The organism is Acinetobacter sp. V102_4 (genome assembly GCF_031799005.1).
GTDB lineage: Bacteria > Pseudomonadota > Gammaproteobacteria > Pseudomonadales > Moraxellaceae > Acinetobacter > Acinetobacter calcoaceticus.
The window spans coordinates 337,852-363,122 of record NZ_JAVQNR010000038.1; the positions used below are offsets into that span (position 1 = coordinate 337,852).

General features: G+C 38.9%; 24 protein-coding genes. 7 read left to right on the forward strand and 17 right to left on the reverse strand.

Annotated features, from left to right (window positions below; genetic code table 11):
- Positions 1 to 20 precede the first annotated feature (20 nt).
- The 6 genes from gyrA to xerA form a co-directional block, all read right to left on the reverse strand.
- Complete coding sequence (gene gyrA / locus RMB13_RS11240; protein WP_017391817.1) at positions 21 to 2,735, reverse strand: DNA gyrase subunit A; 2,715 nt, start codon at positions 2,733 to 2,735, stop codon at positions 21 to 23.
- Between the two features lie 415 nt (positions 2,736 to 3,150).
- Positions 3,151 to 4,110, reverse strand: a complete 960-nt coding sequence (locus RMB13_RS11245) for an MBL fold metallo-hydrolase (RefSeq protein ID WP_311085275.1) — start codon at positions 4,108 to 4,110, stop codon at positions 3,151 to 3,153.
- A 90-nt stretch (positions 4,111 to 4,200) separates the two neighbouring features.
- Positions 4,201 to 5,043: an AraC family transcriptional regulator gene (locus RMB13_RS11250; protein WP_311085276.1), complete on the reverse strand. Its 843-nt coding sequence runs from the start codon at positions 5,041 to 5,043 to the stop codon at positions 4,201 to 4,203.
- Between the two features lie 75 nt (positions 5,044 to 5,118).
- Entirely contained in the window at positions 5,119 to 6,051 is a 933-nt protein-coding gene (locus tag RMB13_RS11255) for an FAD-binding protein (protein WP_311085277.1), read from the reverse strand.
- A gap of 17 nt (positions 6,052 to 6,068) precedes the next feature.
- Positions 6,069 to 6,818, reverse strand: a complete 750-nt coding sequence (locus RMB13_RS11260; RefSeq protein ID WP_003650176.1) for an electron transfer flavoprotein subunit beta/FixA family protein — start codon at positions 6,816 to 6,818, stop codon at positions 6,069 to 6,071.
- Between the two features lie 461 nt (positions 6,819 to 7,279).
- The gene (gene xerA, locus RMB13_RS11265; protein WP_281835245.1) at positions 7,280 to 8,170 is read right to left on the reverse strand and encodes a site-specific tyrosine recombinase/integron integrase; all 891 of its coding nucleotides are present in this window, start codon (positions 8,168 to 8,170) and stop codon (positions 7,280 to 7,282) included.
- Between the two features lie 173 nt (positions 8,171 to 8,343).
- Between xerA and RMB13_RS11270 the strand changes: the two genes are divergently transcribed.
- On the forward strand, positions 8,344 to 8,967 hold the full coding sequence (locus tag RMB13_RS11270) for a LysE family translocator (RefSeq protein ID WP_005038808.1): 624 nt from the start codon (positions 8,344 to 8,346) through the stop codon (positions 8,965 to 8,967).
- 49 nt (positions 8,968 to 9,016) lie between these two features.
- On the opposite strand, the gene RMB13_RS11275 is transcribed toward RMB13_RS11270, so the two are convergent.
- The 6 genes from RMB13_RS11275 to RMB13_RS11300 all read right to left on the reverse strand — a co-directional run bounded on the left by RMB13_RS11275 (position 9,017) and on the right by RMB13_RS11300 (position 14,517).
- Positions 9,017 to 9,619, reverse strand: a complete 603-nt coding sequence (locus RMB13_RS11275) for an alpha/beta fold hydrolase (protein WP_311085278.1) — start codon at positions 9,617 to 9,619, stop codon at positions 9,017 to 9,019.
- Position 9,620: 1 nt separating this feature from the next.
- Positions 9,621 to 10,544 carry an ADP-ribosylglycohydrolase family protein gene (locus RMB13_RS11280; RefSeq protein WP_311085279.1) on the reverse strand — a complete coding sequence of 308 codons (924 nt, stop codon included), beginning with the start codon at positions 10,542 to 10,544 and terminating at the stop codon, positions 9,621 to 9,623.
- Between the two features lie 77 nt (positions 10,545 to 10,621).
- A complete protein-coding gene (dapF, locus tag RMB13_RS11285; protein ID WP_003650169.1) occupies positions 10,622 to 11,467 on the reverse strand; it encodes a diaminopimelate epimerase in 846 nt (281 codons plus the stop codon).
- 5 nt (positions 11,468 to 11,472) lie between these two features.
- Positions 11,473 to 12,723: a diaminopimelate decarboxylase gene (gene lysA / locus RMB13_RS11290; RefSeq protein ID WP_311085280.1), complete on the reverse strand. Its 1,251-nt coding sequence runs from the start codon at positions 12,721 to 12,723 to the stop codon at positions 11,473 to 11,475.
- 22 nt (positions 12,724 to 12,745) lie between these two features.
- Complete coding sequence (gene lptM / locus RMB13_RS11295) at positions 12,746 to 12,970, reverse strand: LPS translocon maturation chaperone LptM (RefSeq protein WP_004643800.1); 225 nt, start codon at positions 12,968 to 12,970, stop codon at positions 12,746 to 12,748.
- Positions 12,971 to 13,110: 140 nt separating this feature from the next.
- Positions 13,111 to 14,517 carry an amino acid permease gene (locus RMB13_RS11300; RefSeq protein WP_004643801.1) on the reverse strand — a complete coding sequence of 469 codons (1,407 nt, stop codon included), beginning with the start codon at positions 14,515 to 14,517 and terminating at the stop codon, positions 13,111 to 13,113.
- 489 nt (positions 14,518 to 15,006) lie between these two features.
- On the opposite strand from RMB13_RS11300, the gene radA reads away from it, so the two are divergent.
- Both radA and RMB13_RS11310 read left to right on the forward strand, forming a co-directional pair.
- Positions 15,007 to 16,395, forward strand: coding sequence for a DNA repair protein RadA (gene radA, locus RMB13_RS11305; protein ID WP_311085281.1), 1,389 nt, complete (start codon positions 15,007 to 15,009; stop codon positions 16,393 to 16,395).
- A gap of 82 nt (positions 16,396 to 16,477) precedes the next feature.
- Entirely contained in the window at positions 16,478 to 17,455 is a 978-nt protein-coding gene (locus tag RMB13_RS11310; protein ID WP_311085282.1) for a Tim44-like domain-containing protein, read from the forward strand.
- Positions 17,456 to 17,513: 58 nt separating this feature from the next.
- On the opposite strand, the gene epmA is transcribed toward RMB13_RS11310, so the two are convergent.
- The 3 genes from epmA to RMB13_RS11325 form a co-directional block, all read right to left on the reverse strand.
- Positions 17,514 to 18,488, reverse strand: coding sequence for an EF-P lysine aminoacylase EpmA (gene epmA / locus RMB13_RS11315; protein WP_311085283.1), 975 nt, complete (start codon positions 18,486 to 18,488; stop codon positions 17,514 to 17,516).
- Positions 18,485 to 19,552 (reverse strand): 4-phosphoerythronate dehydrogenase, encoded by a 1,068-nt coding sequence (locus RMB13_RS11320; RefSeq protein ID WP_311085284.1) that lies wholly within the window; start codon positions 19,550 to 19,552, stop codon positions 18,485 to 18,487. Before RMB13_RS11320 ends, epmA begins: the two co-directional genes overlap by 4 nt.
- A 105-nt stretch (positions 19,553 to 19,657) precedes the next feature.
- Positions 19,658 to 20,050 carry a YkvA family protein gene (locus RMB13_RS11325; RefSeq protein ID WP_080027627.1) on the reverse strand — a complete coding sequence of 131 codons (393 nt, stop codon included), beginning with the start codon at positions 20,048 to 20,050 and terminating at the stop codon, positions 19,658 to 19,660.
- A 214-nt stretch (positions 20,051 to 20,264) separates the two neighbouring features.
- Between RMB13_RS11325 and RMB13_RS11330 the strand changes: the two genes are divergently transcribed.
- Positions 20,265 to 21,422 carry a glycerate kinase gene (locus RMB13_RS11330; RefSeq protein WP_311085285.1) on the forward strand — a complete coding sequence of 386 codons (1,158 nt, stop codon included), beginning with the start codon at positions 20,265 to 20,267 and terminating at the stop codon, positions 21,420 to 21,422.
- On the opposite strand, the gene RMB13_RS11335 is transcribed toward RMB13_RS11330, so the two are convergent.
- Positions 21,419 to 21,985 (reverse strand): TetR/AcrR family transcriptional regulator, encoded by a 567-nt coding sequence (locus RMB13_RS11335; RefSeq protein WP_231764727.1) that lies wholly within the window; start codon positions 21,983 to 21,985, stop codon positions 21,419 to 21,421. The two genes, RMB13_RS11330 and RMB13_RS11335, sit on opposite strands and share 4 nt — an antisense overlap.
- Before the next feature lie 122 nt (positions 21,986 to 22,107).
- Between RMB13_RS11335 and RMB13_RS11340 the strand changes: the two genes are divergently transcribed.
- Together RMB13_RS11340 and RMB13_RS11345 are read left to right on the forward strand one after the other, a co-directional pair.
- On the forward strand, positions 22,108 to 22,893 hold the full coding sequence (locus RMB13_RS11340; protein ID WP_056481576.1) for an SDR family oxidoreductase: 786 nt from the start codon (positions 22,108 to 22,110) through the stop codon (positions 22,891 to 22,893).
- 33 nt (positions 22,894 to 22,926) lie between these two features.
- Entirely contained in the window at positions 22,927 to 23,532 is a 606-nt protein-coding gene (locus RMB13_RS11345; protein WP_017391802.1) for a nitroreductase family protein, read from the forward strand.
- 115 nt (positions 23,533 to 23,647) lie between these two features.
- Here the strand turns inward: RMB13_RS11345 and RMB13_RS11350 are convergent, their stop codons facing one another.
- Positions 23,648 to 24,265, reverse strand: a complete 618-nt coding sequence (locus RMB13_RS11350; protein WP_311085286.1) for a TetR/AcrR family transcriptional regulator — start codon at positions 24,263 to 24,265, stop codon at positions 23,648 to 23,650.
- Between the two features lie 107 nt (positions 24,266 to 24,372).
- Between RMB13_RS11350 and RMB13_RS11355 the strand changes: the two genes are divergently transcribed.
- Complete coding sequence (locus RMB13_RS11355; RefSeq protein ID WP_311085287.1) at positions 24,373 to 25,236, forward strand: metal-dependent hydrolase; 864 nt, start codon at positions 24,373 to 24,375, stop codon at positions 25,234 to 25,236.
- Positions 25,237 to 25,271: the final 35 nt, after the last annotated feature.

The window sequence follows — 25,271 nt, forward strand, 5'->3', positions numbered from 1 at the left end:
CTTTTTTATTTAATTACGACTTACTCTTCTGACGCATCGTCATTCGTAGACACTGCATCTTCAGTATCTAATTCTGAAGTATCCACTTCTCCTTCGAGAAATTCTTCTTCATCTTCAACCGCTTCAATAGACACAACACCCACCAAGGTTTCTTCTTCGCTTAAACGAATTAGACGTACACCTTGTGCATTACGACCAGTCATTGCAACTTCTGCCGCGCGAGTACGAACTAATGTACCACCATCAGAAATAAGCAACAGTTCTTTGCTTTCATCAATAGATACCGCACCCACAAGCTCACCATTACGTTCACTTGTCTTAATTGCAATAACACCCTTACCACCACGTTTTTTGGTTGGGAAGTCATTTACAGGAGTACGTTTACCATAACCATTGGCACTCGCACACAGCACTTCACCCGTTTCAGGAACAACAACAAGTGATACGATGCGACTTACTACACTTAGCTCTGCTGAATCTTCATTATCATCAGATTCATCATTTTCAATTTCTGCATCTTCTTCACTTAAAGTGTTGCTTGCAATGCTAACGCGCATACCACGGACGCCTTTAGCAGTACGACCCATTGAACGCACATCAGTTTCAGCAAAACGAATTGCCTTACCTTCATTTGAGAACAACATGATTTGCTGATTACCATCAGTAATCGCAACACCAATTAAGGTATCCTCTTCATTAAGTTCAATTGCACGTAAGCCATTTGAACGAATGTTAGAGAACTGCTCTAAATCAACACGTTTAACTGTACCTGAAGCTGTTGCCATAAATACGTAATGGTTTTCTAGGAACTCTGTTAACGGCAAGATCGCAGTTACTGTTTCGTTCGCATCTAAAGGTAACAAGTTTATAATCGGGCGGCCTTTTGCACCACGTGATGCTTGAGGCACTTCAAATACGCGAAGGCGATATACTTTACCTACGTTAGTAAAGCACAGCACAGTCGCATGGTTTGAAGCTACAATGAGATGTTGAATAAAGTCATCACTCTTCATTGAAGTTGCAGACTTACCACGTCCACCACGGCGCTGAGCCTGATAGTCAGAAAGCGGTTGAGTTTTTGCGTAGCCTGTTTGTGAAACCGTTAATACAACTTGTTCTTCTGGAATTAAATCTTCACGACTAAAATCAATACGCGATTCAATAATTTCCGTACGACGTCCATCACCATACTGTTGTAAAACTTGTGCTAATTCTTCACGAATCACAGCCATCAATAAATTGAAATCATTAAGAATTGCCGTAAGTTCAGCAATTTGACCTAAAATTTCAGTATATTCAGCATGTAATTTATCTTGCTCAAGACCCGTTAAACGATGTAAACGCAATTCTAAAATTGCACCTACTTGCGTTGGAGATAGACGATAAATCGATTCAGACAAGCCAAATGGACGATCTGGGTTTTCACCTTCGATTTCATCTGGACGAACAGAAATAGCACCAGCTTTTTCGAGTAAAGAAACGACACCACCGCCAGCCCACTCACCTGCTAGTAAACGCTCACGCGCTTCAGCTGGGTTAGCAGAAGTTTTAATGGTTTCGATAATTTCATCAATATTGGCTAAGGCAACGGTTAAGCCTTCCAAGATATGACCACGTTCACGTGCTTTACGCAATTCGAACATGGTACGGCGTGTCACTACTTCTTGGCGGTGACGAATAAATGCCGCAATAATATCTTTCAGATTCATCAATTTTGGTTGTCCATTGTCAAGACAAACCATGTTGATGCTGAATGAGTTTTCAAGCTGTGTATTTAAGAATAAGTTATTTACAATGACTTCTGCGTTTTCACCGCGTTTCAAGTCAATCGCAATACGCATACCGTCTTTATCAGACTCATCACGAAGCTCTGAAATACCTTCAAGTTTTTTCTCTTTAACTAACTCGGCAATACGCTCAATAACTCTTGCTTTGTTAACTTGATATGGAATTTCAGTAAAGACGATGGTTATACGACCTGTCTTTTCATCTTCTTCGAAATGGTACTTACCACGAATGTGTAGTCGGCCTTTACCTGTACGGTAAGCATCAACAATACCTGATTTACCGTAAATAATACCGCCTGTAGGGAAATCAGGACCACTAATATATTCCATCAATCCTTCAATCGAGATATTCGGATTGTCGGCATAGGCTAAACATGCATTCACAACTTCTGTCATGTTGTGTGGTGCCATGTTTGTTGCCATACCAACAGCAATACCGGCAGCACCATTAATCAGCAAGTTTGGAACACGTGTCGGAACCACCTGAGGAATACGCTCAGATCCGTCGTAGTTATCTTCCCAGTCAACAGTGTCTTTTTCTAGATCTGCAAGAAGTTCGTGCGCTAACTTTGTCATACGGACTTCGGTATAACGCATTGCAGCTGCGCTATCACCATCAATCGAACCGAAGTTACCCTGACCATCTACCAATAAATAACGTAAGCTAAAGTCCTGAGCCATACGTACAATGGTTTCATAAACAGCTGAGTCACCATGAGGGTGATATTTACCGATTACGTCCCCAACAACACGTGCAGATTTCTTGTAGGCTTTGTTATAGTCATTGCCTAATTCGTGCATGGCAAATAGCACACGACGGTGAACAGGTTTTAGACCGTCTCTCACATCCGGCAATGCACGAGATACGATTACACTCATCGCGTAATCTAAATATGAATGCTTGAGTTCATCCTCAATGGCAATCGGTCGGATTTCCGATACGCTCATGCATACTCCTTCTTACAGATAGAAATTTCCATCTGCTTATATGTCTTGATCTTGCAAAAAATTTAGTTCCGAAAACTGAACTAAAGTCGAAAAAAATATAGCTGTATACTATAGCATAAACTGCTCATTAACTGGGAGTTTAGTAATCTGAAAATAGCATTTTTTTACAATAAAAATTCCATTAGAATTAATAAGTTAAAATTAGACATTTCTGCTTTTAAATGTATTTTTAAAAACTGCACAATTCGACTAAAATACAACCAACACAAAAGTGCTCCCTAAAGAGCACTTTTTATTTATTCTTAAAAATAAAACTTTTTTAATTAGCTTAGTTCAACGATATTTAGCTTAAACATTCTTGTTTTTAGTCAAATCTATTATTCTTCTGATTTCTTTAAAAATCATTTTAGAGTTTTTATTTTACAGGTCGATATTGAGCAGGAACCCACTGATATCCTTTTGAATTTTTACCAATATGTCCTATGCCAGGAAAAGCAACATGTGCCGCCCCCACCCACCATTGGTTTTTATAGGCTTGCTCAAAAATACTTTTACGGACTGCTATCGCATGCTTAGAGTTAGTATCAGGTTTATAACTTGCCTCGGGGTAAGGAAATTGTACTGCCGCATAATGTACAACATCACCTAAACCTAAGAACTTTTGCCCTTTCTGTCCATCTACCAAATAAGATGAATGACCTTCCGTATGCCCATGTGTCGTTATGAGTTGAACATTAGGTACGTTAAAAGAAGCTTTAGTAAAAGCAATCAATCGGCCAGCCTTCTGGTAAGGCTTTAATGCATCTCTGGTCATTTTAAATATTGGCTTAAAAAAATCAGTGGCTTTTGCTTCATTAACAGTCGATGTCCAGTAGTCCACATCCTCTTTAGCTAAATATACTTTGGCATTCGGATAAGCCATTTTGCCATCTAGCGTAATTCCACATAAATGATCAGGATGAGCATGTGTAATCAAAATCGTATCTATTTGTTCAGGTTGTATACCTGCCTTCTTCAGATTTTCACGTACATAACCCAAAGTTGGACCAAAACATTTTGCAGTGCCAGCATCAATTAAAATATTTTGTGTGGGTGTTTGAACAAGATAAGCAGAAAAATCTGTGACAATCTGATTATGCTCATCTACGGGAACAAAGTTTTCTGCAAACAACTGATTCGCTTTTTCAGCTGAAATACCCAATAAATCACTACGAGGTAGTCCTAACTCGCCATCAAACAATGCTGTTACCTTAAGGTTTCCTACTGGTTGTAAAAAGTAACCATCAACCTGATGAACGCTGGAGTTTTGTTGAGCATGTATGATAACACTGGCGCTTGCTAGCAATAATATCGCAATTGATTTTAATGATTTCATAATAGAGTCCTTAGTATTTTAATACCTCAACTCTATCCATTTTTATCTATCTAAATCGCTCAAAAATCTGTGTGAATCGCTCAAATTGAATTATTCGGCAGCAAGCACAGTCGGATCTACACCATAACGCTGCATAAAACGTTCACGAAAGATAGAAACAGATTGGTAACCCGTTTTTGCTGCAATAGTTTTCATGGGCAATTTATTTGAATATAACAACTCAAGTGCATAAGCAAGACGTGCATGGGTAATCGTTTCTCTTAAGGTCGTTTCTTCATGCTTAAGTTTGCGGCGAAGTGTTGCACTACTCACGCTTAAACGCATTTCAATCTCACTCGATTGCCAATGATGTTCTGGATTATCTATCACCCAATCATGAATTATTTTTGCCAATTTAGGTGGAGGCAGAATTAATACATCTGAATAATGCTGTTGGCATAACTGTACCAGTATAGAAGCAATGCATAAACGGGCTTTCACCAGATCATTATCAAACAAAGCCGTCTGCCACTCAGCTAGATGTGTAGCAAAATCATCGATTGAAAATTTTAATATGGCTCCAGTTTTATCTATAACTGGTTTAGCCCAAATCATCTGTGCAGCTTGAATCACCTCTTCACACATGGGTACAAGAATAGTTAAATATTCACCTGTCACTGGATCTGGCAGATTAACTGCATCAATAATCGTATCGGGTTTCACGATATACAGCTGGCCAGCACTTAAATTGATTTTTGTTGTTTGGATATTTAGTTGTTGTTGACCATGCAAAATGATGCCCATGTGCAACTGGTTCACTTTAATATTTGACAAGCCATGCTGATTTTTAGATCGAATACACAAATAATCTCGCGCCATATCTGCCCTTGCCAATCTCACAAGAGATTGATGCAACTGATGAGCCTCTACGGAAGCAGAAAAATTGATATTCATAATGATGATCTAAATAAAAACGCCCTTGGCTATTTATAGCACAAGGGCGTTTTTGAATAAGTGACAAGCTGTAAATTACAACTTGCTTACCAACTCTGGTACTACAGTGTTCAAATCACCAACTAACCAGTAGTCAGCAACACTGTTGATTGGCGCTTCTTCGTCTTTGTTGATTGCAACAATAACTTTAGAATCTTTCATACCAGCCAAATGCTGGATCGCACCAGAAATACCTACAGCAACATAAAGGTCAGGTGCAACGATCTTACCAGTTTGTCCAACCTGGAAGTCGTTAGGTACGAAGCCTGCATCAACTGCCGCACGTGAAGCACCTTGTGCTGCACCAAGCTTGTCAGCTAATGGATCAAGTACTTTATGGTAGTTCTCACCAGAACCTACACCACGACCACCAGAAACAACAATGCGAGCAGCTGTCAATTCAGGACGGTCAAGTTTCACGATTTCTTCAGATACAAAATTAGAAATACCTGCATCTTTCGCTTCACTTACTGCTTCAACGCTAGCAGAACCACCTTCAGCAGCTACTGGATCAAATGCTGTACCACGGACTGTACCAACAATGATTGCTTCGTCAGATTGAACGGTAGCAATCGCATTACCTGCATAGATCGGACGCTTGAATGTGTTAGCAGATTCAACAGAAATAATATCTGTGATCATGCTTACATCAAGAAGAGCTGCAACGCGTGGAAGAATGTTCTTACCAGTTGTTGTAGAAGCAGCTAATACGTATTTGTAACCTTTAGCCAAATCAGCAACTAAAGCAGCTACGTTTTCAGCTAACTGGTTTGCATAAGCTGCGTTGTCAGCAAGTAAAACCTTGCTTACACCAGCAACTTTAGCAGCAGCATCAGCAACTGCCTGAGCACCAGAACCAGCAACTAATACAGTAATATCACCACCGATTTTTTGTGCTGCAGCAACAACGTTTAAAGTAGCACCGTTAAGTACTTGGTTGTTGTGATCAGCGATAACTAAAATACTCATGATTTTATCCTTCCGTATTAGATCACTTTCGCTTCATTTTTCAATTTTTCAACAAGCTCATCTACAGATTTCACTTGTACGCCAGCTTTACGTTCTGCTGGAGCTTCAACTTTAACAGTTTTAAGCTTAGTACCAGCTGTAACGCCATAATCAGCAGGAGATTTAGTATCAAGTGGCTTCTTACGAGCTTTCATGATGTTAGGCAATGCTGCATAACGTGGCTCATTCAAACGCAAGTCAGTTGTAATGATTGCTGGAAGTGCCAGTTCAACAGTTTGTAAACCACCGTCAACTTCACGAGTTACTTGTACTTTGCCGCCATCAACTTTCACTTCAGAAGCGAATGTACCTTGACCCGCACCTAATAATGCGCCAAGCATTTGACCTACTTGGTTAGAGTCATCATCAATTGCTTGTTTACCAAGAAGGATAAGTTCTGGTTTTTCAGCATCAACAACACCTTTTAAAATTTTAGCAACTTCTAAAGCGCCAATTTCATCAGTGGTTTCAACCAAAATACCGCGGTCTGCACCCAAAGCCATTGCAGAACGGATTTGTTCTTGAGCTTCTTTAGGACCAACAGAAACAACAACGATTTCTGATACTGTTCCTTTTTCTTTTAAGCGAACCGCTTCTTCCACTGCGATTTCACAAAATGGGTTAATTGACATTTTAACGTTAGTAAGGTCAACCCCACTATTGTCCGGCTTAACACGAACTTTGACGTTGGCATCAACCACGCGTTTTACAGCAACAAGAGCCTTCATGTAATCCTCGGCTGTTCTAGCAAAAGTAAATGTTGAGAAAAGTATATTAACTCTTCAATTAAAATTTTTTAGGTACCCTATCTTGCAATGTGTTTGGCATTTCGGTCAAGTCACAATTTTCCAGAACAGCACAAAAAAAATGAAACCATCAGTTCATAAAAAAAATATTGTGCCTTATTAGGTGCTATTTCATTCTTTTTACACTCTATTTTATATATTGATTTTTATTATCTTTTTATCTTATTTAGCTTATTAGCCAGAAACATAAGATCGCCTTTAAATAATCGAGATTAGATGTTTTTGACTCAGGGGTACCGACAAAATATCCGAAGATCAAAATGGTCAATTTGACTATTTTCCCTATTTCTCTTAAACAAATTTCTAAAAAAATACAAATGATGTCTACATTCGTATAAGACTTGCCATTTTAGTCAACTTTATTATTAAGATAGTTTTTAAATCTATTCATTCTTTTGCGCTCTCGGATGAGCTCGATCATAGACTTGCGCCAAATGATCAAAATCAATATGCGTATAAATTTGTGTGGTAGACAAGTTGCTATGCCCCAACATTTCTTGCACCGATCGTAAATCACCACTACTTGATAACATATGGCTAGCAAAACAATGCCGCAATAAATGAGGATGTAAATCTACATTCACACCGGCTCTTTGCGCTTGAAGCTTTACACGCTTCTCGATTTGACGTGGGGTTAATACACCACCTCTTTGAGAAATAAAAACAAAAGCATTTTGATCAAAATGGCCTTTCCAGATTTTGTAAATTTTTAACCAATTCAATAGGCTTTCTTTCGCGTTTTTTCCAAATGGTACAATACGGGTTTTATTTCCTTTACCTGTAATACGCACCAGTTGCCGATTAAAATCTATATCTTTAATTGTTAAACCTTGCAGTTCAGCCAGACGCAAACCACTTGAGTAAAGCAACTCCAACATAGCTTTATCACGTAACCACAGTTGCTGATCAATCGGTTTTTCAGGCATAGGTTGATCTAAAATCTGATTAACCGTTTCTATGTCAATCATACCGGGCAAAGGTCTAGGCTGGCGTTTTAGCTTAAAATCATCAGTAGGATTAATTTCTAGATATTTTCCTTGTTCTGCCCATTTCATGAACTGGCGAATGGAAGTGAGATGACGCTGCATACTGCTTGAACTTAACTGGTCCTGCTCAACACGCTGGGCCAAATATTCACGTAAATCTGAAGCTTCAACATTTCTTAAATCAATTTGTTTGAGATCACAAAACTCAAGAAAGCTTTTAACATCTCTTTCATAAGCAGTAATCGTGTGCTCAGACTGGTTCTGAATTTTTCTTTCTTTTAACCACATTGAGAGCAGTTGTAATGCAAAATCCAAATTGCTCTCCATTTATTTGCTCATTTTATTTTTTCAGTGTACCAAAAAGTAGTTGATCAGGAAAATTGAGATCGTACAGCATAACAACTAACTACCTTATATATGTATTACACTTTAGCTCAAGTATTTGTCGGAACCTTGCTGCCATGACCACCATACTCATACCCTATCTACTTGCAATTACCTTACTTACGCTTACTCCTGGTCTAGATACGACTTTAATTATTCGTACCGCTACACTTGAAGGTAAATCTAAAGCATTCCAAGCAGCAGTAGGCATTAGCCTTGGTTGTATCGCGTGGGGAATTGTAGTTGCTTGTGGTCTGGGTGCTTTGCTCATGGCTTCTGATTTAGCTTTTAATATATTGAAATGGATGGGGGCCGCTTATCTTGCATGGCTGGGTTTGAATATGATTTTAAAACCCCGTAGTCAACTTGCAGATATGCAAGGGAGTAATTCAAATATACCCACTTCACAAAATTGGTTCATTAAAGGTTTTTTGGGTAATTTACTTAATCCTAAAGTCGGCATTTTTTATATTTCATTTCTTCCCCAATTTATTCCACCGCAAGCATCAGCTGTTACTTGGGTCATGGGGCTTGTGATGATTCATGTAGTAATTGGAATGTTATGGTCAACTCTATTAATTTTGGCTATGCAACCACTGTCACGTTATCTAAAGCAACCTAAGTTTGTGAAATATATGGACCGTATTACAGGCAGTATTTTTGTGTTGTTTGCTTTGAAATTGGCTTTGAGCAAAAAGTAAATCTAAAAAAGCGTGCTGATATCTAGCACGCTTAATATAACTTAAAGAGTTACTTCAGCTTTTTTAAATAGTGTTTTATTTGGATTGCAACTTCATCGGCATATTTTTCTGCTAATTGATGGTCCCCACCTTTCACAACATATAACGACGAATTTTCAAATTTTTGATTTAAATATTGACCTACCTGAATGGGGCTCACTGGATCGTTATCGCCCCAGATTAATAAAGTTTCAATGTTTATATCTAATAAAAACTCTTCGTAGTTAGCATTATTAGTAACAAACCAATCTGGATATTTTAAAAATGCTTGGCGGTATGCTTCTCGCCAGTCTTGCACATTAAATCTTTCAAGGTTAATTCCACCAGAAGTTGCAATCAAAACCAGCCCTTTCACCAGTTGAGGTTTTTGCAATGCTGCGGCAACAGCAAAAATCCCACCCATAGATTGAGCAATAATTACAGACTCATCATTAATTTGATTAAGAACATGGTTTGTTAAGTCTTTAAAATTTTTGACCTCTACAGATTCTGGTGTATCTCCAAAGCCAGGATAACCAATAATTTTTGTATGATACTGCTGAGGTAGTTTTTCAATTAATGGTTGCCAAAAACTAATACTTCCTGAAGCACCGGGTAAGAAAATTAAATTCATGTCATGCTTCTTCTAATTGTTTTAATAATGGTTCAAGCATTTCTTTCCCTCTTAAATGCTGTAACCATATTTCAGGAATCCCTTCATATCCAAACACAATTCCTGCCAATCCTCCTGCAACACAAGCGGTTGTATCAGTATCTTGTCCTAAAGCAATAGCTGTTTTAATGACGTCTTGATAACTATCTTTTTGCAGAGCAAAACGGGCTGAATGTAAACAATCTACTACGTAACCACTGCCTGATATTTTTTTCTCATGTGTTGAATCAAGAATATTATCGAGTTCTTGTTGTTCATTAACACTATTTTTATAAAGTTGCATCAGTATTGAAATACTAGATTTCCAAGCATTATTAACTGATTGTCCTTTCAATAAATATTTTGCCCATAAGCAATATAATGCACAACAAATTTTTGATCGGAGATGAGCATGGGTCAAATGGGACTGCTGATAGGCTAACTCAACTAATTGCTGATCTGATCCCCTATGCCATAATGTCAAAGGTAATGTACGCATCAACGCTCCATTACCATTCGAATGTTCATCTGTATTCGCTATCTCTTCTACAGATACCCCAGCTTCATAACGCTTTAATGCCTGAGCAGTTTGTACACCAATATCAAACACTTGATAATCAACCGCCATATAACCATAACGGTACCAATTGCGAAGACGGTTAGCAAAATCGATACTATCGAGTTTTTGACAATACAATAGTGATGCTAATAAGCACAGTGCCTGGGCTCCATCATCTGACCATGTTCCAATTGGAATATCGGGATAAGTTCGCCTAAAATTTTTAGGTGGAATCATATCAATATGCGAATAAGGAGGGAGCTGTGACGCTGAATGAAATTCATAAGGTACACCGACTGCATCACCAATCAGCAAACCATAAATTGCTCCTTTAATTCTATTTTGCATTTTTCCTCAATATTTATTCTTATAAAATAAAGGGGAAAGGCCTTATTTTAAGTCCTCTCCCCTAAGACAAATCTAATTTAGCCTTGGAAATAACGTAAATCCAAACGCCCATCATACACATGGGTTGTTGGACCAGTCATCCAAACCACATCGCCTTCTTGCCATTCGATTTGTAGCTTACCGCCAGCCAATTCAACTTCTACAGAATTAGCAAGTAAGCCACGGCGCATGCCACTTACCGCAGCAGCGCAAGCACCTGTACCACATGCAAGTGTTTCACCTACACCACGTTCAAATACACGAAGGCGCACATGGTTTTCATCAATTACTTGCATAAAACCAGCATTAACACGCTCAGGAAAACGTTTATGTGACTCAACTTGTGGACCAATACCAGCAACATCTGCTGTGAGTACATCAGGAACAATCGTTACGGCATGAGGATTGCCCATATTGACCACATCAATACTAATGTTTTGGTCATTGGCTAACTCAAGTGTATATAAAGCTTCCGGTTGTTCAGCAACAAATGGAATTTCATTTGGTAAAAATTTCGGGTAACCCATATTCACGCGTACCCAACCATTTTGCCCCAGTTCTGGCTTTACAATACCGGCTTTGGTTTGAACAGTAATATTGGTTTTGCTCGTTAAATGACGCTCATGTACAAAACGAGCAAAACAACGGACACCGTTACCACACTGTTCAACTTCAGAACCATCAGCATTAAAAATACGATATTTAAAATCTGCTTCTGGTAAATCTGGTGGTTCAACAATTAAAAGCTGATCAAAACCAATCCCAAAATGACGGTCAGCTAAGCGTTGAATTGTTTCTGTATCTAAATAAGCACGCTGGCTAATCAGATCAACCACCATAAAGTCATTGCCTAAGCCATGCATTTTAGTAAATTCTAATAACATCTCATTTACTCCTCAGGCAATAAACGTTCTTTTTCCCAAAGGGATTCAACTGTTTCACGCTCACGAATCAAATGAGCTTTATCGCCTGATACCATTACTTCAGCGGCACGTCCACGTGTGTTGTAATTTGAGCTCATTACAAAACCATAAGCACCAGCACCGAGAACAGCTAACAAGTCATTTTCTTTTAAAGCCAATGAGCGGTCTTTACCAATAAAGTCACCTGTCTCACAGATTGCACCAACAAGATCCCAAGTTTTTTCTTCAGTATCTGAACTTGGTACCACAGATTGGATATCCATCCATGCTTCATATAATGCAGGGCGAATCAAATCGTTCATTGCAGCATCAATAATGGCAAAGTTACGGTGGCTTGTTGGCTTGAGCAAATCAACTTTTGTTAAAAGCACACCGGCATTTGCGCTAATGCTACGGCCCGGCTCCATATAAACCTTAAGACCTAATTTTTCTAAAGCAGGTTTCATTGAATTTGCATATTCTTCAACACTTGGTGGTGTCTCATCTTTATAACAAACACCTAAACCACCGCCAATATCAATATGTTTAAGATTGATGCCAAGTTTTTTTAATTCATCAATCATCAACATGACACGATCTAAAGCATCAACAAATGGCTTAGTCTCGGTTAATTGCGAACCGATATGGCAGTCAATCCCAATAATTTCAAGATTGGGTAAAGACGCAGCATATTGATAGGTTTCATAAACGGTATCACTTGGAATACCAAATTTATTTTCTTTAAGACCTGTTGAAATATAAGGATGTGTTTTTGCATCTACATCAGGATTTACACGTAAAGAAATCGGAGCTTTCTTACCCAAACGAGCCGCAACTTTTTGAAGACGGTCTAGTTCTGCGTATGACTCTACATTAAAGCAGGCAATACCCGCATTTAATGATGTTTCAATATCAACTTCAGTTTTGCCTAAACCCGAAAAAACAATTTTAGATGCATCCCCACCCGCTTTTAAAACACGTGCAAGCTCACCACCAGATACAATATCAAAACCCGCACCAAGTTTTGCCAATACATTAAGAACAGCTAAATTTGAGTTAGATTTCACCGCAAAACAGATTTGATGATCAATAAAGTCAAAAGCACGATCCATATCTAGATAATGTTTTTCAAAAGCTGTTTTTGAATAAACATACAACGGTGTGCCAAATTGCTGCGCAAGCTGCTCCAGAGAACATTGCTCTGCGTGCAATACTCCATTAATGCGGGTGAAACTCATGAATGTGTCCTTATTTCAAAGCTTAAGGTGATGTTGTTTGGGTTGGAGCTGATGATGATTCAACTGACTGATCAGCCTTTTCATCGTTTTGCACAACTTGTTTTGGTTCTTTATTACGATAGAGCAAGTATTTTGCACGTTTGTCATAATTTGGATCAGAAGGTAGTTGTAATACTCCTGACTGACCACAAGCACTAAGCAAAACACTGCTGCTCAATAAACTGATGAGGCAAATGACACGACGCATCTGAGCACCTGATTTAAACAATTCGATGCAGTATACCGTGATCATGCAAGCGGCTAAAGAGTAAACTTAAAGAGAAAAACAATATGCATAAAAAACGCCAGCTTTTCAGCCGGCGTTTAGTCATAACCAAATAAGTTTAATTATTTTTTATTGCGTGGTTTATAGAAGAAGAAATAACCAATGAGCAAGATAATAAACCAGATTGGACTTACCTTAAGCGCCTTAAATGTGTCAGGCTCTAAAGACAACACATAAATCATGCCAACAAAGAAAATAATGGTGATCCAACATGTAAATAAACCACCCGGTAATTTAAATGTTGATTTGGCATGTAGTTCAGGGCGCGTAGTGTAATAGCGGATGTAACTCCAGATAATTAACAACCACACACAAATGAACAGAATCGTTGAAAGTGTTGTTGCAAGCGTAAACGCCTCAACGGTATTTGGAACAAAATACTGTAAAGCCGCACCTAACAATAAACACGCAGCAGAGAAATACAATGCATTTGCAGGTACTGCACGTTTGTTCAATTTACCAAAAGCTTTAGGTCCTTGGTCTTCACGTGATAGACCAAATAACATACGACTTGTTGAAAACACGCCACTGTTCATTGATGACATCACTGATGACAATACGACTAAGTTCATCAAGATTGCTGCTGCTGCAACACCTGCTTGACTAAACAAATTTACAAATGGACTGATGGCTGGATCAATTCGATTCCATGGTGTTACTGACATTACAATAATTAATGCGAACACATAGAAAATAATGATACGAATTGGAATTGAGTTAATTGCTTTAGGCAAATTACGTTCAGGATCTTTAGTTTCCGCAGCCGTTGTTCCAACCAGCTCTACACCAACGAAAGCAAAAATCGCAATCTGGAAGCCTGCTAAGAAACCATGCACCCCTGTTGGGAAGAAACCACCATTTGCCCACAAATGAGTAAAGGATGCCACTTCACCAGTAGTAGAAGTAAAGCCCGTAAAGATCATCCATAAACCCACAGCAATTAAAATGATAATTGCAAGGATCTTAATAAGCGCAAACCAAAACTCCAATTCACCAAACAAGCGAACTGTTAACAAGTTCAAACCCATAATGAATACGATGGCCGCAACACTGATCATGGCACCTTCGACAGGCGAGAAAGGTAGACCATTATTAAAGAATTGTAAGTAATAGATAATTGCAGACAGATCGGCAATACCAATTGTGATCCAGCATAGCCAATACGTCCAGCCTACAAAATAACCTGCCCATGGGCCAATTAAATCTGTTGTGAAATCAATAAATGATTTGTAGGCCAAATTTGAAAGAAGTAGTTCGCCAAGCGCACGCATGACAAAAAACACCATCACACCAATGATCAGGTAAATGAATAAGATTGATGGGCCAGCAAGACTAATTGTTTTGCCCGATCCCATAAACAATCCCGTACCAATTGCACCGCCAATCGCGATCAGCTGTAAATGCCGATTTGAGAGGCTACGATGGAGCTCACCTTGTTCATGAGACTCACTCAGATTTTGATTCGACATCTTATCAATACACTCCAGTAATTTTTTTTAGTCCGTTAGCTAAAATCAAAAAGACGATATCGCACCATTTGCAGGTATCTTTTAAATGTATATTTTTTGATAATTTTTCAGCTAACCGATTTTTATCTGTATTGCTGATGATTTCAAGCTACATACAATTAAATCTGATAATACGCACAAGCCCATAGCAATACAACGCACTTTACGGTCTAAAAACATGACTTGAACTTGTCTGATTTTTAAATTAAAAAGACGACTCAATTGACCGTTTTTCTAATATTCAATTTCATTTCAGTCATTCATCTGTTTATTAAAAACACCCCTTCTCGACCTTAATCTTTCAATTTATTTAACACATGACAATGACCTGATATTTTCGTTGTTTTAAATTAAGCAAAATGTATTCCACTTCAAAACTGATTCTCTATTTTGGTTTTGCTATACTCTATTTCTACTATTGATTAAGAAGTTTTTTAACTGAAGTCGAATATGAGCAAAGTCAAAACTGTTTACCGTTGCGAACAATGTGGTGCCGACCACCTTAAATGGGCAGGTCAATGTTCAGAGTGTGGTGAATGGAATTGTCTTAGTGAAGTCAGAGTTGAACCAACCACTGTGCACCGAGCACGTCCCAAAACTGGGGGCTATGCAGGCCAAGCCGCCAATATTACAACACTCAATAAAGTCTCAGTTTCCCATGAAACCCGCTTACAGACAGGGATTAGCGAATTTGATCGTGTACTTGGCGGAGGCTTAGTTACCGGTTCAGTTGTACTGATCGGCGGTGACCCCGGTATTGGTAAATCGACCATTCTGTTACAAACCGCGACTCACATGGCAAGCGAGAAAAGCTCTGCACTTTATATTACGGGTGAAGAATCTTTATCTCAGGTTGCTCTTCGTGCTCAACGTCTTGATTTGCCTACTGACAAATTAAAAGCCATGGCCGAAACCTGTGTAGAACGAATTTGTGAGGTTTTAGAACAAGAAAAGCCTGCGGTAGCTATTTTAGATTCTATTCAGACCCTTTACACCGAAACACTTCAATCGGCACCAGGTGGTGTTTCTCAAATTCGTGAATCTGCTGCATTACTTACACGCTATGCAAAAAATAGTGGCACGGCGCTATTTCTTGTTGGTCATGTGACCAAAGAAGGTGCACTTGCTGGCCCTCGTGTTTTAGAGCACATGGTGGATTGTGTACTTTACTTTGAAGGTCAATCCGACTCACGTTATCGAATGATTCGTGCTGTTAAAAATCGTTTTGGTGCGGTCAATGAACTGGGTGTATTTGCCATGACAGATAAAGGGTTACGTGAAGTTGCTAACCCTTCTGCCATTTTCTTGAGTCGTTATGATGAAGCGATCCCCGGTTCAATTGTCATGATTAGCCGTGAAGGGACTCGTCCTCTTTTGGTCGAAGTACAAGCTTTAGTTGACGATGCTCAGGGACAACCACGACGTGTGGCATTAGGTCTTGAACAAAATCGTTTAAACATGCTCCTTGCTGTAATGCATCGTCATGGCGGTGTCCAAACCACGGGGCAAGACGTCTATGTCAATATTGTGGGTGGCTTAAAAATTACCGAAACAGGTTCTGATTTAGCAGTTTTGTTAGCATGCGCCTCAAGTTTACGTACTAAAGCTTTGCCTCAGCAGCTTGCAGTTTTTGGCGAAGTTGGTCTTTCTGGTGAAATTCGTCCAGTCCCTAATGGTCAAGAACGTTTAAAAGAAGCTGCAAAACATGGCTTTAAATATGTCATTTTACCAAGAGGTAATGCGCCGCAAAAAGCAATTCCAGGCGTACAAGTCATTGCGGTTGCCCGCCTGCATGAAGCATTGACCGAAGCAATGCAACTTAGTGATGAATTGACATAAAAAAACATACTTTTATAGTTGAAATTTAGCGCAAATACCTTCATAAATACTATTACAATTTAATTTTAAACAGGAATTTCCTATGGAAGTACACCAGCGTGGCTTGATTACCGGTATTTTAATGGCTGCTTTAGCAATTTCGCCTCTTGCTGAAGCTAAACGTGCAGGTGGTGGTAAAAGCCACGGTATGGCACGCTCGACTACTTCAAGCCAGTCTTATCAACAACCTCGTCAAGTGACTCCTGCTCAACAACCTGCTACTGCACCTCAAAGATCTGGTCCAGGCGTTGGTTCAATGGTTGCAGCTGGTGTGGCTGGTGCTGCCGTAGGTGCTGTTGCAGCAAATGCTTTAGCTGATGACAAACCAACATCAACTGAACATCAAGCTACAGACCAAGCTGCTCAAGCACAAGAAGAGAAGAAAGGCGGAATTCCTGGCTGGCTTTGGGTATTACTTGCAGCAGCTTTAGCCTTTTTTGTTTTCCGCAAATTGGGCGCAAAAAAAAAATTAGCGGGTAATAATCCTTACGCACCAAACAACGGCGGTCAAAACCCATTTGGCCGTTCGGCTGCACCACAAGCGACACCACGTAATGCTGGAGATAATACAAACATCTTTGGTCAGTCTGTGGCTGGTGGCGCTGCAACCCAAGCTCCTTTTGGCGGTGTAACAACCAGCAATGGCAACCAACTTCCAGACGGTAGTGAACCAGCTGCGTTCTTGCGTATTGCACGTCAACGTTTTAATCACATCCAATCGATGAATACTGCAAGTAACATTGAAGAAATTCGCCGTTACTTAACACCAGAACTTTATACTTCTATGTATAACGACATCATGGAAAACCAAGATCAAGACGTTGCTGAATTTAGCAATCTTAATGCGATGGTTGTAGACAGTGCGACTGAAAATGGTCAATACGTTGTGAGCGTACGCTTCACAGGTAATGTGAGTGAAGATTTAAATAGCTTGCCACAACCATTTACTGAAATCTGGCACTTTGTTAAGCCTGCTGGCTCTCAACAAGACTGGGTTGTTGCAGGTATTCAACAAGCTTAAATTGAATAAGCTCTAAATAAAAAAGCCACAATATTGTGGCTTTTTTATTTGTTAGTTTTTAAGCAATATCTGCTGGGAATGTAATGACTTTTTCAATTTTGACCTGATCTATTGCAACCATTAATAGGCGGTCTATACCTAAAGCAATTCCCGAACATTCCGGCATATGAGGTAAAGCAGCTAATAGCTGTTCATCTAAAGGCATGACATGAAGCCCTTGCTTAGCCCGTTCTGCATTATCTGCTTCAAAGCGTGAACGTAACACGTCTGCATCGAGCAATTCATCGTAAGCATTGGCAAGTTCTAGACCTTCAATATAAACCTCAAAACGGGCAGCAACCTCTTCCCCATCTTCATCGAGTTTTACCTTTGCCAAAGATGCCATTTCTGGTGGAAAGTCAGTTAAAAAGACAGGTGCATCAAACCCCAAACTTGGTTCAACAAAATGCGAGAATAACAAATCGATATAAGCTAAACGGTCGTCGCCCAAATCAAGGTTTAATCCCACACGATTTGCCGTATCTTTGAGTTGCTTCAAAGTTGCTTGTAATGGGTTAATGTCTAAACGGTCCTGAAAGGCATGTTTATAACTTAGAATAAACGGACGAACTTCACCAAAACGATGCTGCAAACAGCTTTGCAATAAATCGGCGGTTTCATGCATTAAAGCTTTTAGATCAAAACTCGGGCGGTACCATTCAAGCATCGTAAATTCACTATTGTGTTTACGCCCGTGTTCATCGTCTCGAAAAACCTTACAAATCTGGTAAATCGGCCCACTACCACTTGCCAATAATCGCTTCATGGCAAACTCAGGCGAAGTCTGTAAATATTGAGTTTGCAATTTGCCATTGATATGACGCAAAGCTTGAACAGACGCTAAATGCACATCGGTGACACCTGCTTGTGAAACAATCGGTGTTTCAACTTCCATGACGCCACGTTCTGCAAAAAACTGGCGGATTTGGGTGTAGAGCTTGGCACGAGCTTTTAAGGCATCAATTGAACAAGTAGGTTGATAACTTAAACTCATGCCTGCGGCCCTCCATGTGCTGCCCACTCGCGACGCAGCGGATAGTTCTTACGTAATAAATCAAATGCTTTTTGCTCAACCTTGCCGTCTTTAATACAAGCACGTATGTTGGCGTCATCTTGTGCAATGTCATAAATTTGAGTTAATTTTTGCTTTAACACAGCCTTTAAATCATTACCTGAAAAATAATCTTCGCACGCAGGCAATTGTGTCTCGAAACGCTTATTTATATTGAACCCAAATTTTTGACAAAATGCTTCGTAAATCATTTGTGTACCGCGAGCCTTCCCTTCAAGGCTATAACCAGCAATATGCGGTGTGGCCAAAGCCAACATATCAAGAAGCTCTTCTGAAATGACTGGCTCATGCTCAAATACATCGAGCACAACTTTACGTTTTGTACGCTGAATATCTTCGATTAAAGCCGCTTCTTTAACGACTGGACCACGCGCACTATTAATTAAAATTGTATTAGGTTGAAGTGCTGCAAACGCTTGCTCATCAAAAAGATGATACGTCGCATGCTCACCATTTTTGGTTAAAGGCACATGAATTGAAATTGCATTCGCTTGTCGCAAGAGCGTTTCTAAGCTTACATTTTCAATTGAATCTAACTGTACATATGGGTCAAAGCCAATCACATGCCAGCCAAGCAACTGAGCCATATATGCTAAACGTTTACCGACGTTTCCAAGCCCAACAATGCCTAGGGTAAATTTTTCTTGTTGTTCTAAAAGGTTAGCATCTAAATACAGTAAAGCAGTAATTATATATTCAGCAACTGCTTGGGCATTACAACCTGCCGCATTTGCCCATGTAATTCCTTGTTTTTCTAAAGCTGGAATATCTAAATGATCGGTACCAATTGTGGCACTACCTACATATTTTATTGAAGTGTCTCGAATTAAACTATCGTTAACTGCTGTTACCGAGCGAACCAGTAAAGCTTGAGCATCTTTTACATCTGCATGAGTTAAGGTACGCCCTGCATGGTGTTGAATATCGCCAAACTCTGAAAAAAAGTAATCGGTAAATGCCAAATTTTCATCTGCGACGATTTTCATTGTCTGCAACTCATAGCTTATAAAAACGTTATTATCCTTTGAGTTGTAGCAAAGTACAATGTTAATGCCTTTAAATTAGTACTCTATATCTTGAACCTTTAGAACTTATAAACCACCGCTAAAATAGAAATAAGCCAGCACAGCCAATGTTATCCAAACTAGAATAATCAACACAGCGACCAAATAATTTTGAGGACGACGTTCTTGTTGTTCAAGCCATTCTTCAGCTTGTTGTTCTGCATCTAAAATGACGTGTTTGGGTGTAAAGCGAACAGCTAACCAAATGAGTATGGGTAAAATTAAAGCTTCATCAAGCAAACCCAAAATAGGAATAAAATCTGGAATTAAATCAATGGGACTAAAAGCATAAGCTACCGCCACAACAGCAATAATTTTTGGTAACCACGGCATTTGCGGGTGCTTCGATGCAAACCACAGCATAATAATTTGTTTTTTTAGATGTTTTGCCCAATCTTTTAGAGACTGCAACCAAGACATTGGGACACACTCCGACCTACCGAAGTCTGATAATAAAGTATAAAACTTCTGCTTAGCTTAAAATTAGAAAAAAATAGAAATGTAAATTTCCACTTAATTTGACTATCAGGTAATACAGCAAAATCAAAGTATCTTGACCATAAAACAAATTATCTAGGCTTTTTTGCTTTAAGCAGTATAAATTAGTTGAAAAGAAGCAATATTTAGAGAACGTATGAAGGTTGTGATTGCGCCAGATTCTTTTAAAGACAGTCTATCTGCTTTGTGTGTAGCTCAGGCAATTGCTCGAGGATGGCAAGAGGTTTTTCCTAAAGCCGAAACAATTCTATGCCCTATGGCAGATGGGGGTGAAGGCACACTTGAAGCGGTGTTAGAAGTCTGCAAAGGTGAATGGCGTGAAAAAACCGTAATTGGCCCCTTAGGTAAACCTGTTCAAGCAAAATGGGGATGGTTAGAAAAACAAAAAATAGCGATGATTGAAATGGCACAAGCCAGCGGCATACAGTTAGTTCCACCTTCAGAACGTGATGCCTGTCAAAGCACAACTTTTGGAACAGGTCAGCTCATTTTAGATGCTTTAGACGCAGGTGCAAAAGACATCATTTTAACAGTAGGTGGTAGTGCAACTAACGATGGCGGCACTGGTTTATTAACTGCATTAGGTGCACGTTTATTAGACTCGAACCAACACGTTTTATCCGCTGGTGGCCTCGCTTTAAAAACATTGTCAAAAATTGATTTAACGCATTTCGACCCGCGTATTCAGCAGACACGTTTTTTGTTGGCTGCCGACGTCACCAATCCACTTTGCGGTCCAAACGGTGCATCTTATATTTTTGGCCCACAAAAAGGTGCTACCCCTGCTCAAGTACAATTACTTGATCAGGCCCTTGCCCATTTTGCCGATGTCTCTGCCCAACTTCTGGGTTTCGATAAAAGAGATGAAGCTGGCTCTGGCGCGGCTGGAGGTTTAGGCTTTGCAGCAAAAAGTTATTTAAATGCAGAGTTTAAAGCTGGGGTTGAAGTTGTGGCTGAACTTAACCAACTTGCCAGTAAAATTTCCAATGCAGATTGGGTCATTACAGGTGAAGGCAAATTTGACCGACAGACTTTAAATGGCAAAACAGTTTTTGGTGTGAGTCGAGTCGCGAAAATGAAAAATGTACCTGTTATTGTGATTGCAGGTACTTTAGGCGAAGGCTACCAAGCGCTTTATGAGCACGGTGTTACGGCTGCTTTTTCACTAACAAATGGTCCAATCACATTAGAACAAGCCTGCGAACAAGCAGCAGAACTCATTTTCGAAAGAACAATCGATATTGCGAGATTAATTCAGTTTAGCCAAACCAGCTTGAAAGATAAAAAAGCTTAATCGGCTAATTTTAAAAGGCTCTCTTTACAGCTTTCCAATATTTCATCGCTAAGCATGGATTGGTCTGGGCAGGCGCGAGACAAGGCAATTGCCCCTACAGATTGAGCAAGAATATTAATAGCTTGCTTTCTCAACTCTGGCGCTTCCAAAGAAACTTGTTTTGCTCGTTCATTCATAATGAACTGAATAAGTTGCTCAATACCCTCTTCAAATTCGACTTTTACTTCGTCTGGCTGTCGTGCAGCATCACAAGATAATGCTGTTAAGGTACAACCCAAATCTCGGTTATCTCGATGAGTGCGAGACACATAAAGCTGAATAAATTGAGTTAAGTTTAAACCTTCTATTCTTTTTAAAATCTGCTCAAGCCCGTGCTTAACGGTAATCGAGACAAGGTCTGTTTTCGAAGTGAAATGTTTATAAAAGCCGCCGTGAGTAAAGCCTGCGCTAGACATTAATTCGGCAATGCCAACTCCGTCATAGCCTTTGTTACGAAAGAGTTGAGTCGCCTTTTCAACAATTTTTTCTCGGTTTTCTTTTACCTGAGTTTTACTGACTTTCATGTTGGCCTACTCACTTTTTATTCACCCTACCGCTCATAATTATACATTGATTATGATTGACATCAAAACTTGTATATTTTAGATTATACTCATCATCTAAAATTAAAGCGTGGAGACATCACATGTCAGTTCAATCAAAAGTACTTATTACAGGAGCTTCGTCAGGAATTGGTTCTGTCTATGCAGACCGATTTGCTCAACGTGGCCATAACTTAATCTTGGTTGCACGAGACACCAACCGCTTAGATAAAATCTCAAAAGACCTTCAAGAAAAATACGGTGTTCAAGTCGAGTTCATTCAAGCCGATCTATCAAAAGATCAAGACATCAGTAAAATTGAAGATGTACTCAAAAATGATGCTGATATTGAAATTTTAGTAAATAACGCAGGTATTGCACTGAACGGAAACTTTTTGACTCAAGATATTAAAGACATTGAAAAACTCATTACTTTAAATATGACTGCGGTTGTTCGGTTGTCTCATGCAATTTCGCAACCTCTTCTACGCAAAGGTAAAGGCGCTATTATTAATTTAGGTTCAGTGCTTGGATTAGCTCCTGAATTTGGTTCGACCATTTATGGCGCAAGTAAATCTTTCATCCAATTTTTTAGCCAAGGCTTACATTTAGAGTTAAAAGATCATGGCGTGCATGTTCAAGCGGTATTGCCTTCTGCAACTAAAACCGAAATTTGGGAACGTTCAGGCATCGACTTAAGCCAAGTTCCACCATTAATGGATGTCAATGATTTGGTCGATGCAGCTCTGATTGGTTTTGACCGTAAAGAAACGATCACAATTCCTGTGCTAAAAGACGAAAATCAATGGAATAATTTTGAAAAATCACGTATCACATTACTACCAAACTTTTCTTCGGCTGATGTAGCCCAACGTTATAAAACTAACTAATACTGCTACCCAATTCTCAAGTAGGAAAATCTTATGAATGTTATTGATGCCATCCGTAACCGCCGTGCAGTTAAACGCTTTGACCCTACATTTCAACTTTCTGACGATAACAAAAAGCAGTTATTACAAGAAGTTTTAGCAAATGCTCCAAGTGCGTTTAACTTGCAACACTGGCGCCCTGTTGTGATTGAAGATGCTGAGTTAAGACAAAAGATTCGCACGATTGCATGGGACCAGCCACAAGTTACTGAAGCATCATTACTGATTGTGTTATGCGCGAAAGTAAGCTCGTGGGAAGCTGATGCTAAACGTGTGTGGGATGGGGCTTCTCCGGAAGTTCAAAATATTATGGTAGGTGCGATTGATCAATATTACCGTGACCGCCCACAAACTCAACGTGACGAAGTGATGCGTAGTGCGGGTATTTTTGCTCAAACTTTAATGTTGCTTGCTCAAGAGCATGGTTTAGACAGTTGCCCAATGGATGGTTTTGACTTTGATGCGATGGCGAAACTCATTAACTTACCTGAAGATCACGTGGTGTGTTTAATGATTGCAGTTGGTAAATCAGCTTCCGAGCCTTACCCACGTGTGGGTAAACTTCCTTTTGATGATGTAATTATTAAAAATACATTCTAAGTTTTTAGTCAGATTTTAGGCTTCCATACTATTTCTTAATTTTAATATGAATAGTTGGAAGCCTTTAATTTGGCAAGCATTTAGGGACTAAAATCATAAATTTGCGAACAGAAAATTAAACCACCTTATTCCTATCATTCTCGATGTATGACATCGTAAGATTAATTAAGCAGTCAACTAACTCTTCAAAAGTAAAACCCATATTTTGTGAAGCAAAAAAGTTCATCGTTAAGGCAATACTTGAATGAATCAAAATATAAACCATCATTTTTAAGTTTTTGATTTTTAATACTTCAGGATGCTTCATGGCATATTCAATCGCCAATACATTAATCGCTTTTACAGCTTTTACATGACTTGCTTCAGTACTATATTTAGAAGAAACACTGAGCCAATAAAAATATTTATTATTATCCTTCGCCAAAAATTCACCGATTTTTAAAAAAATTCTTCTGATTGCTTCAGGGATCTCTAAATCCAAAATTTCTGGAATTACCTCATAAATGACTTTTGATATTTCCATAATAAAGTGCTGCTGCATCTCAATAAAAAGTGCTTCTTTATTTTTGAAATACTCATAAAAACTTCCCGATCCTACGCCTGCTATCTCACACACTTTAAGTACAGTGGTATGGTCCAAGCCGTTTTTTATAACAGATATAAATCCTGCACTTACTATAGATTCAAATGTGTTTTTAGCTCTATTTTGTTTTGGTTTTCTTATAGTTACCATTGTTTTTTATCCTTCAAAAAATCCGTCTTTTTTCCGTATAAATTCATTGATAAATTCTAGTTGAAATCAAAATTTGATCAATTGTTTTTTAAAGATGAGTTAAAAAAATGAATACAGCTCTCGCTACAAATCAAAAAATTGTTCGTCGTAATGTTGAACTTTCTTACGATGCGAATAAAAGTTACTCTTTTTATTATGAAGAAAATCCTGTCGTTACGTCTTTATTCGTTGTACTTTCAGCTATGTTTCCCCCAGGTGAAATGTTCTTTATTGAAAGTATCAGAAATGTTCGAAATCAAATTAAGGATGAAAAACTTTTAGAAGATATCAGAGCCTTTATTGCTCAAGAAGCCTTTCATAGCCGTGAACATAAAACACTGAACAATCATCTCATCCATTCTAATTATCCTGAAGTGATAGAGATTGAGGCCAAAACCAAAGCACGATTGGATAAATTACGTAAACTTTCAACAGTCGAACAAGTCGCGGCGACAGTAGTAATGGAACACTATACAGCTACACTCGCTCGCCTATTACTCACAGACCAGTTAATTAAACAAAAAACCACGCAAGAGAGCAGAAATCTTTGGGAGTGGCATGCACTCGAAGAACTTGAACATAAATCGGTCGCATTTGATGTATTAAATGCGATAGGAGGAAATTCTAGCAAAAACAGAAAAGCAGCTTTAGCGAGAGTTTCAAAACTTATCATGCCAATTATGTTTGAATATTGGATAAAAATTTTGAAAAGAAAAGATATTAGATTCACCTTAAAACAGTTGAAAGATGGTATTTATTTAGGATTTGGCGGAATCAATCGCTTAGGAATTTTATCTAAAGCATTTGTCGATATGCTTGATGTCAGAGAAGAAAGTTTTGATCCTTTACACATGCAAACAGAGCGCCTCGAAGCCGAATTTCGAGAAAAGCTATTTGGCCAAGAAGGATTTCTCAAAGAATCGCTCAGCTAGAAAAGCAATATATAAGGCCCTCATCTGAGGGCTTT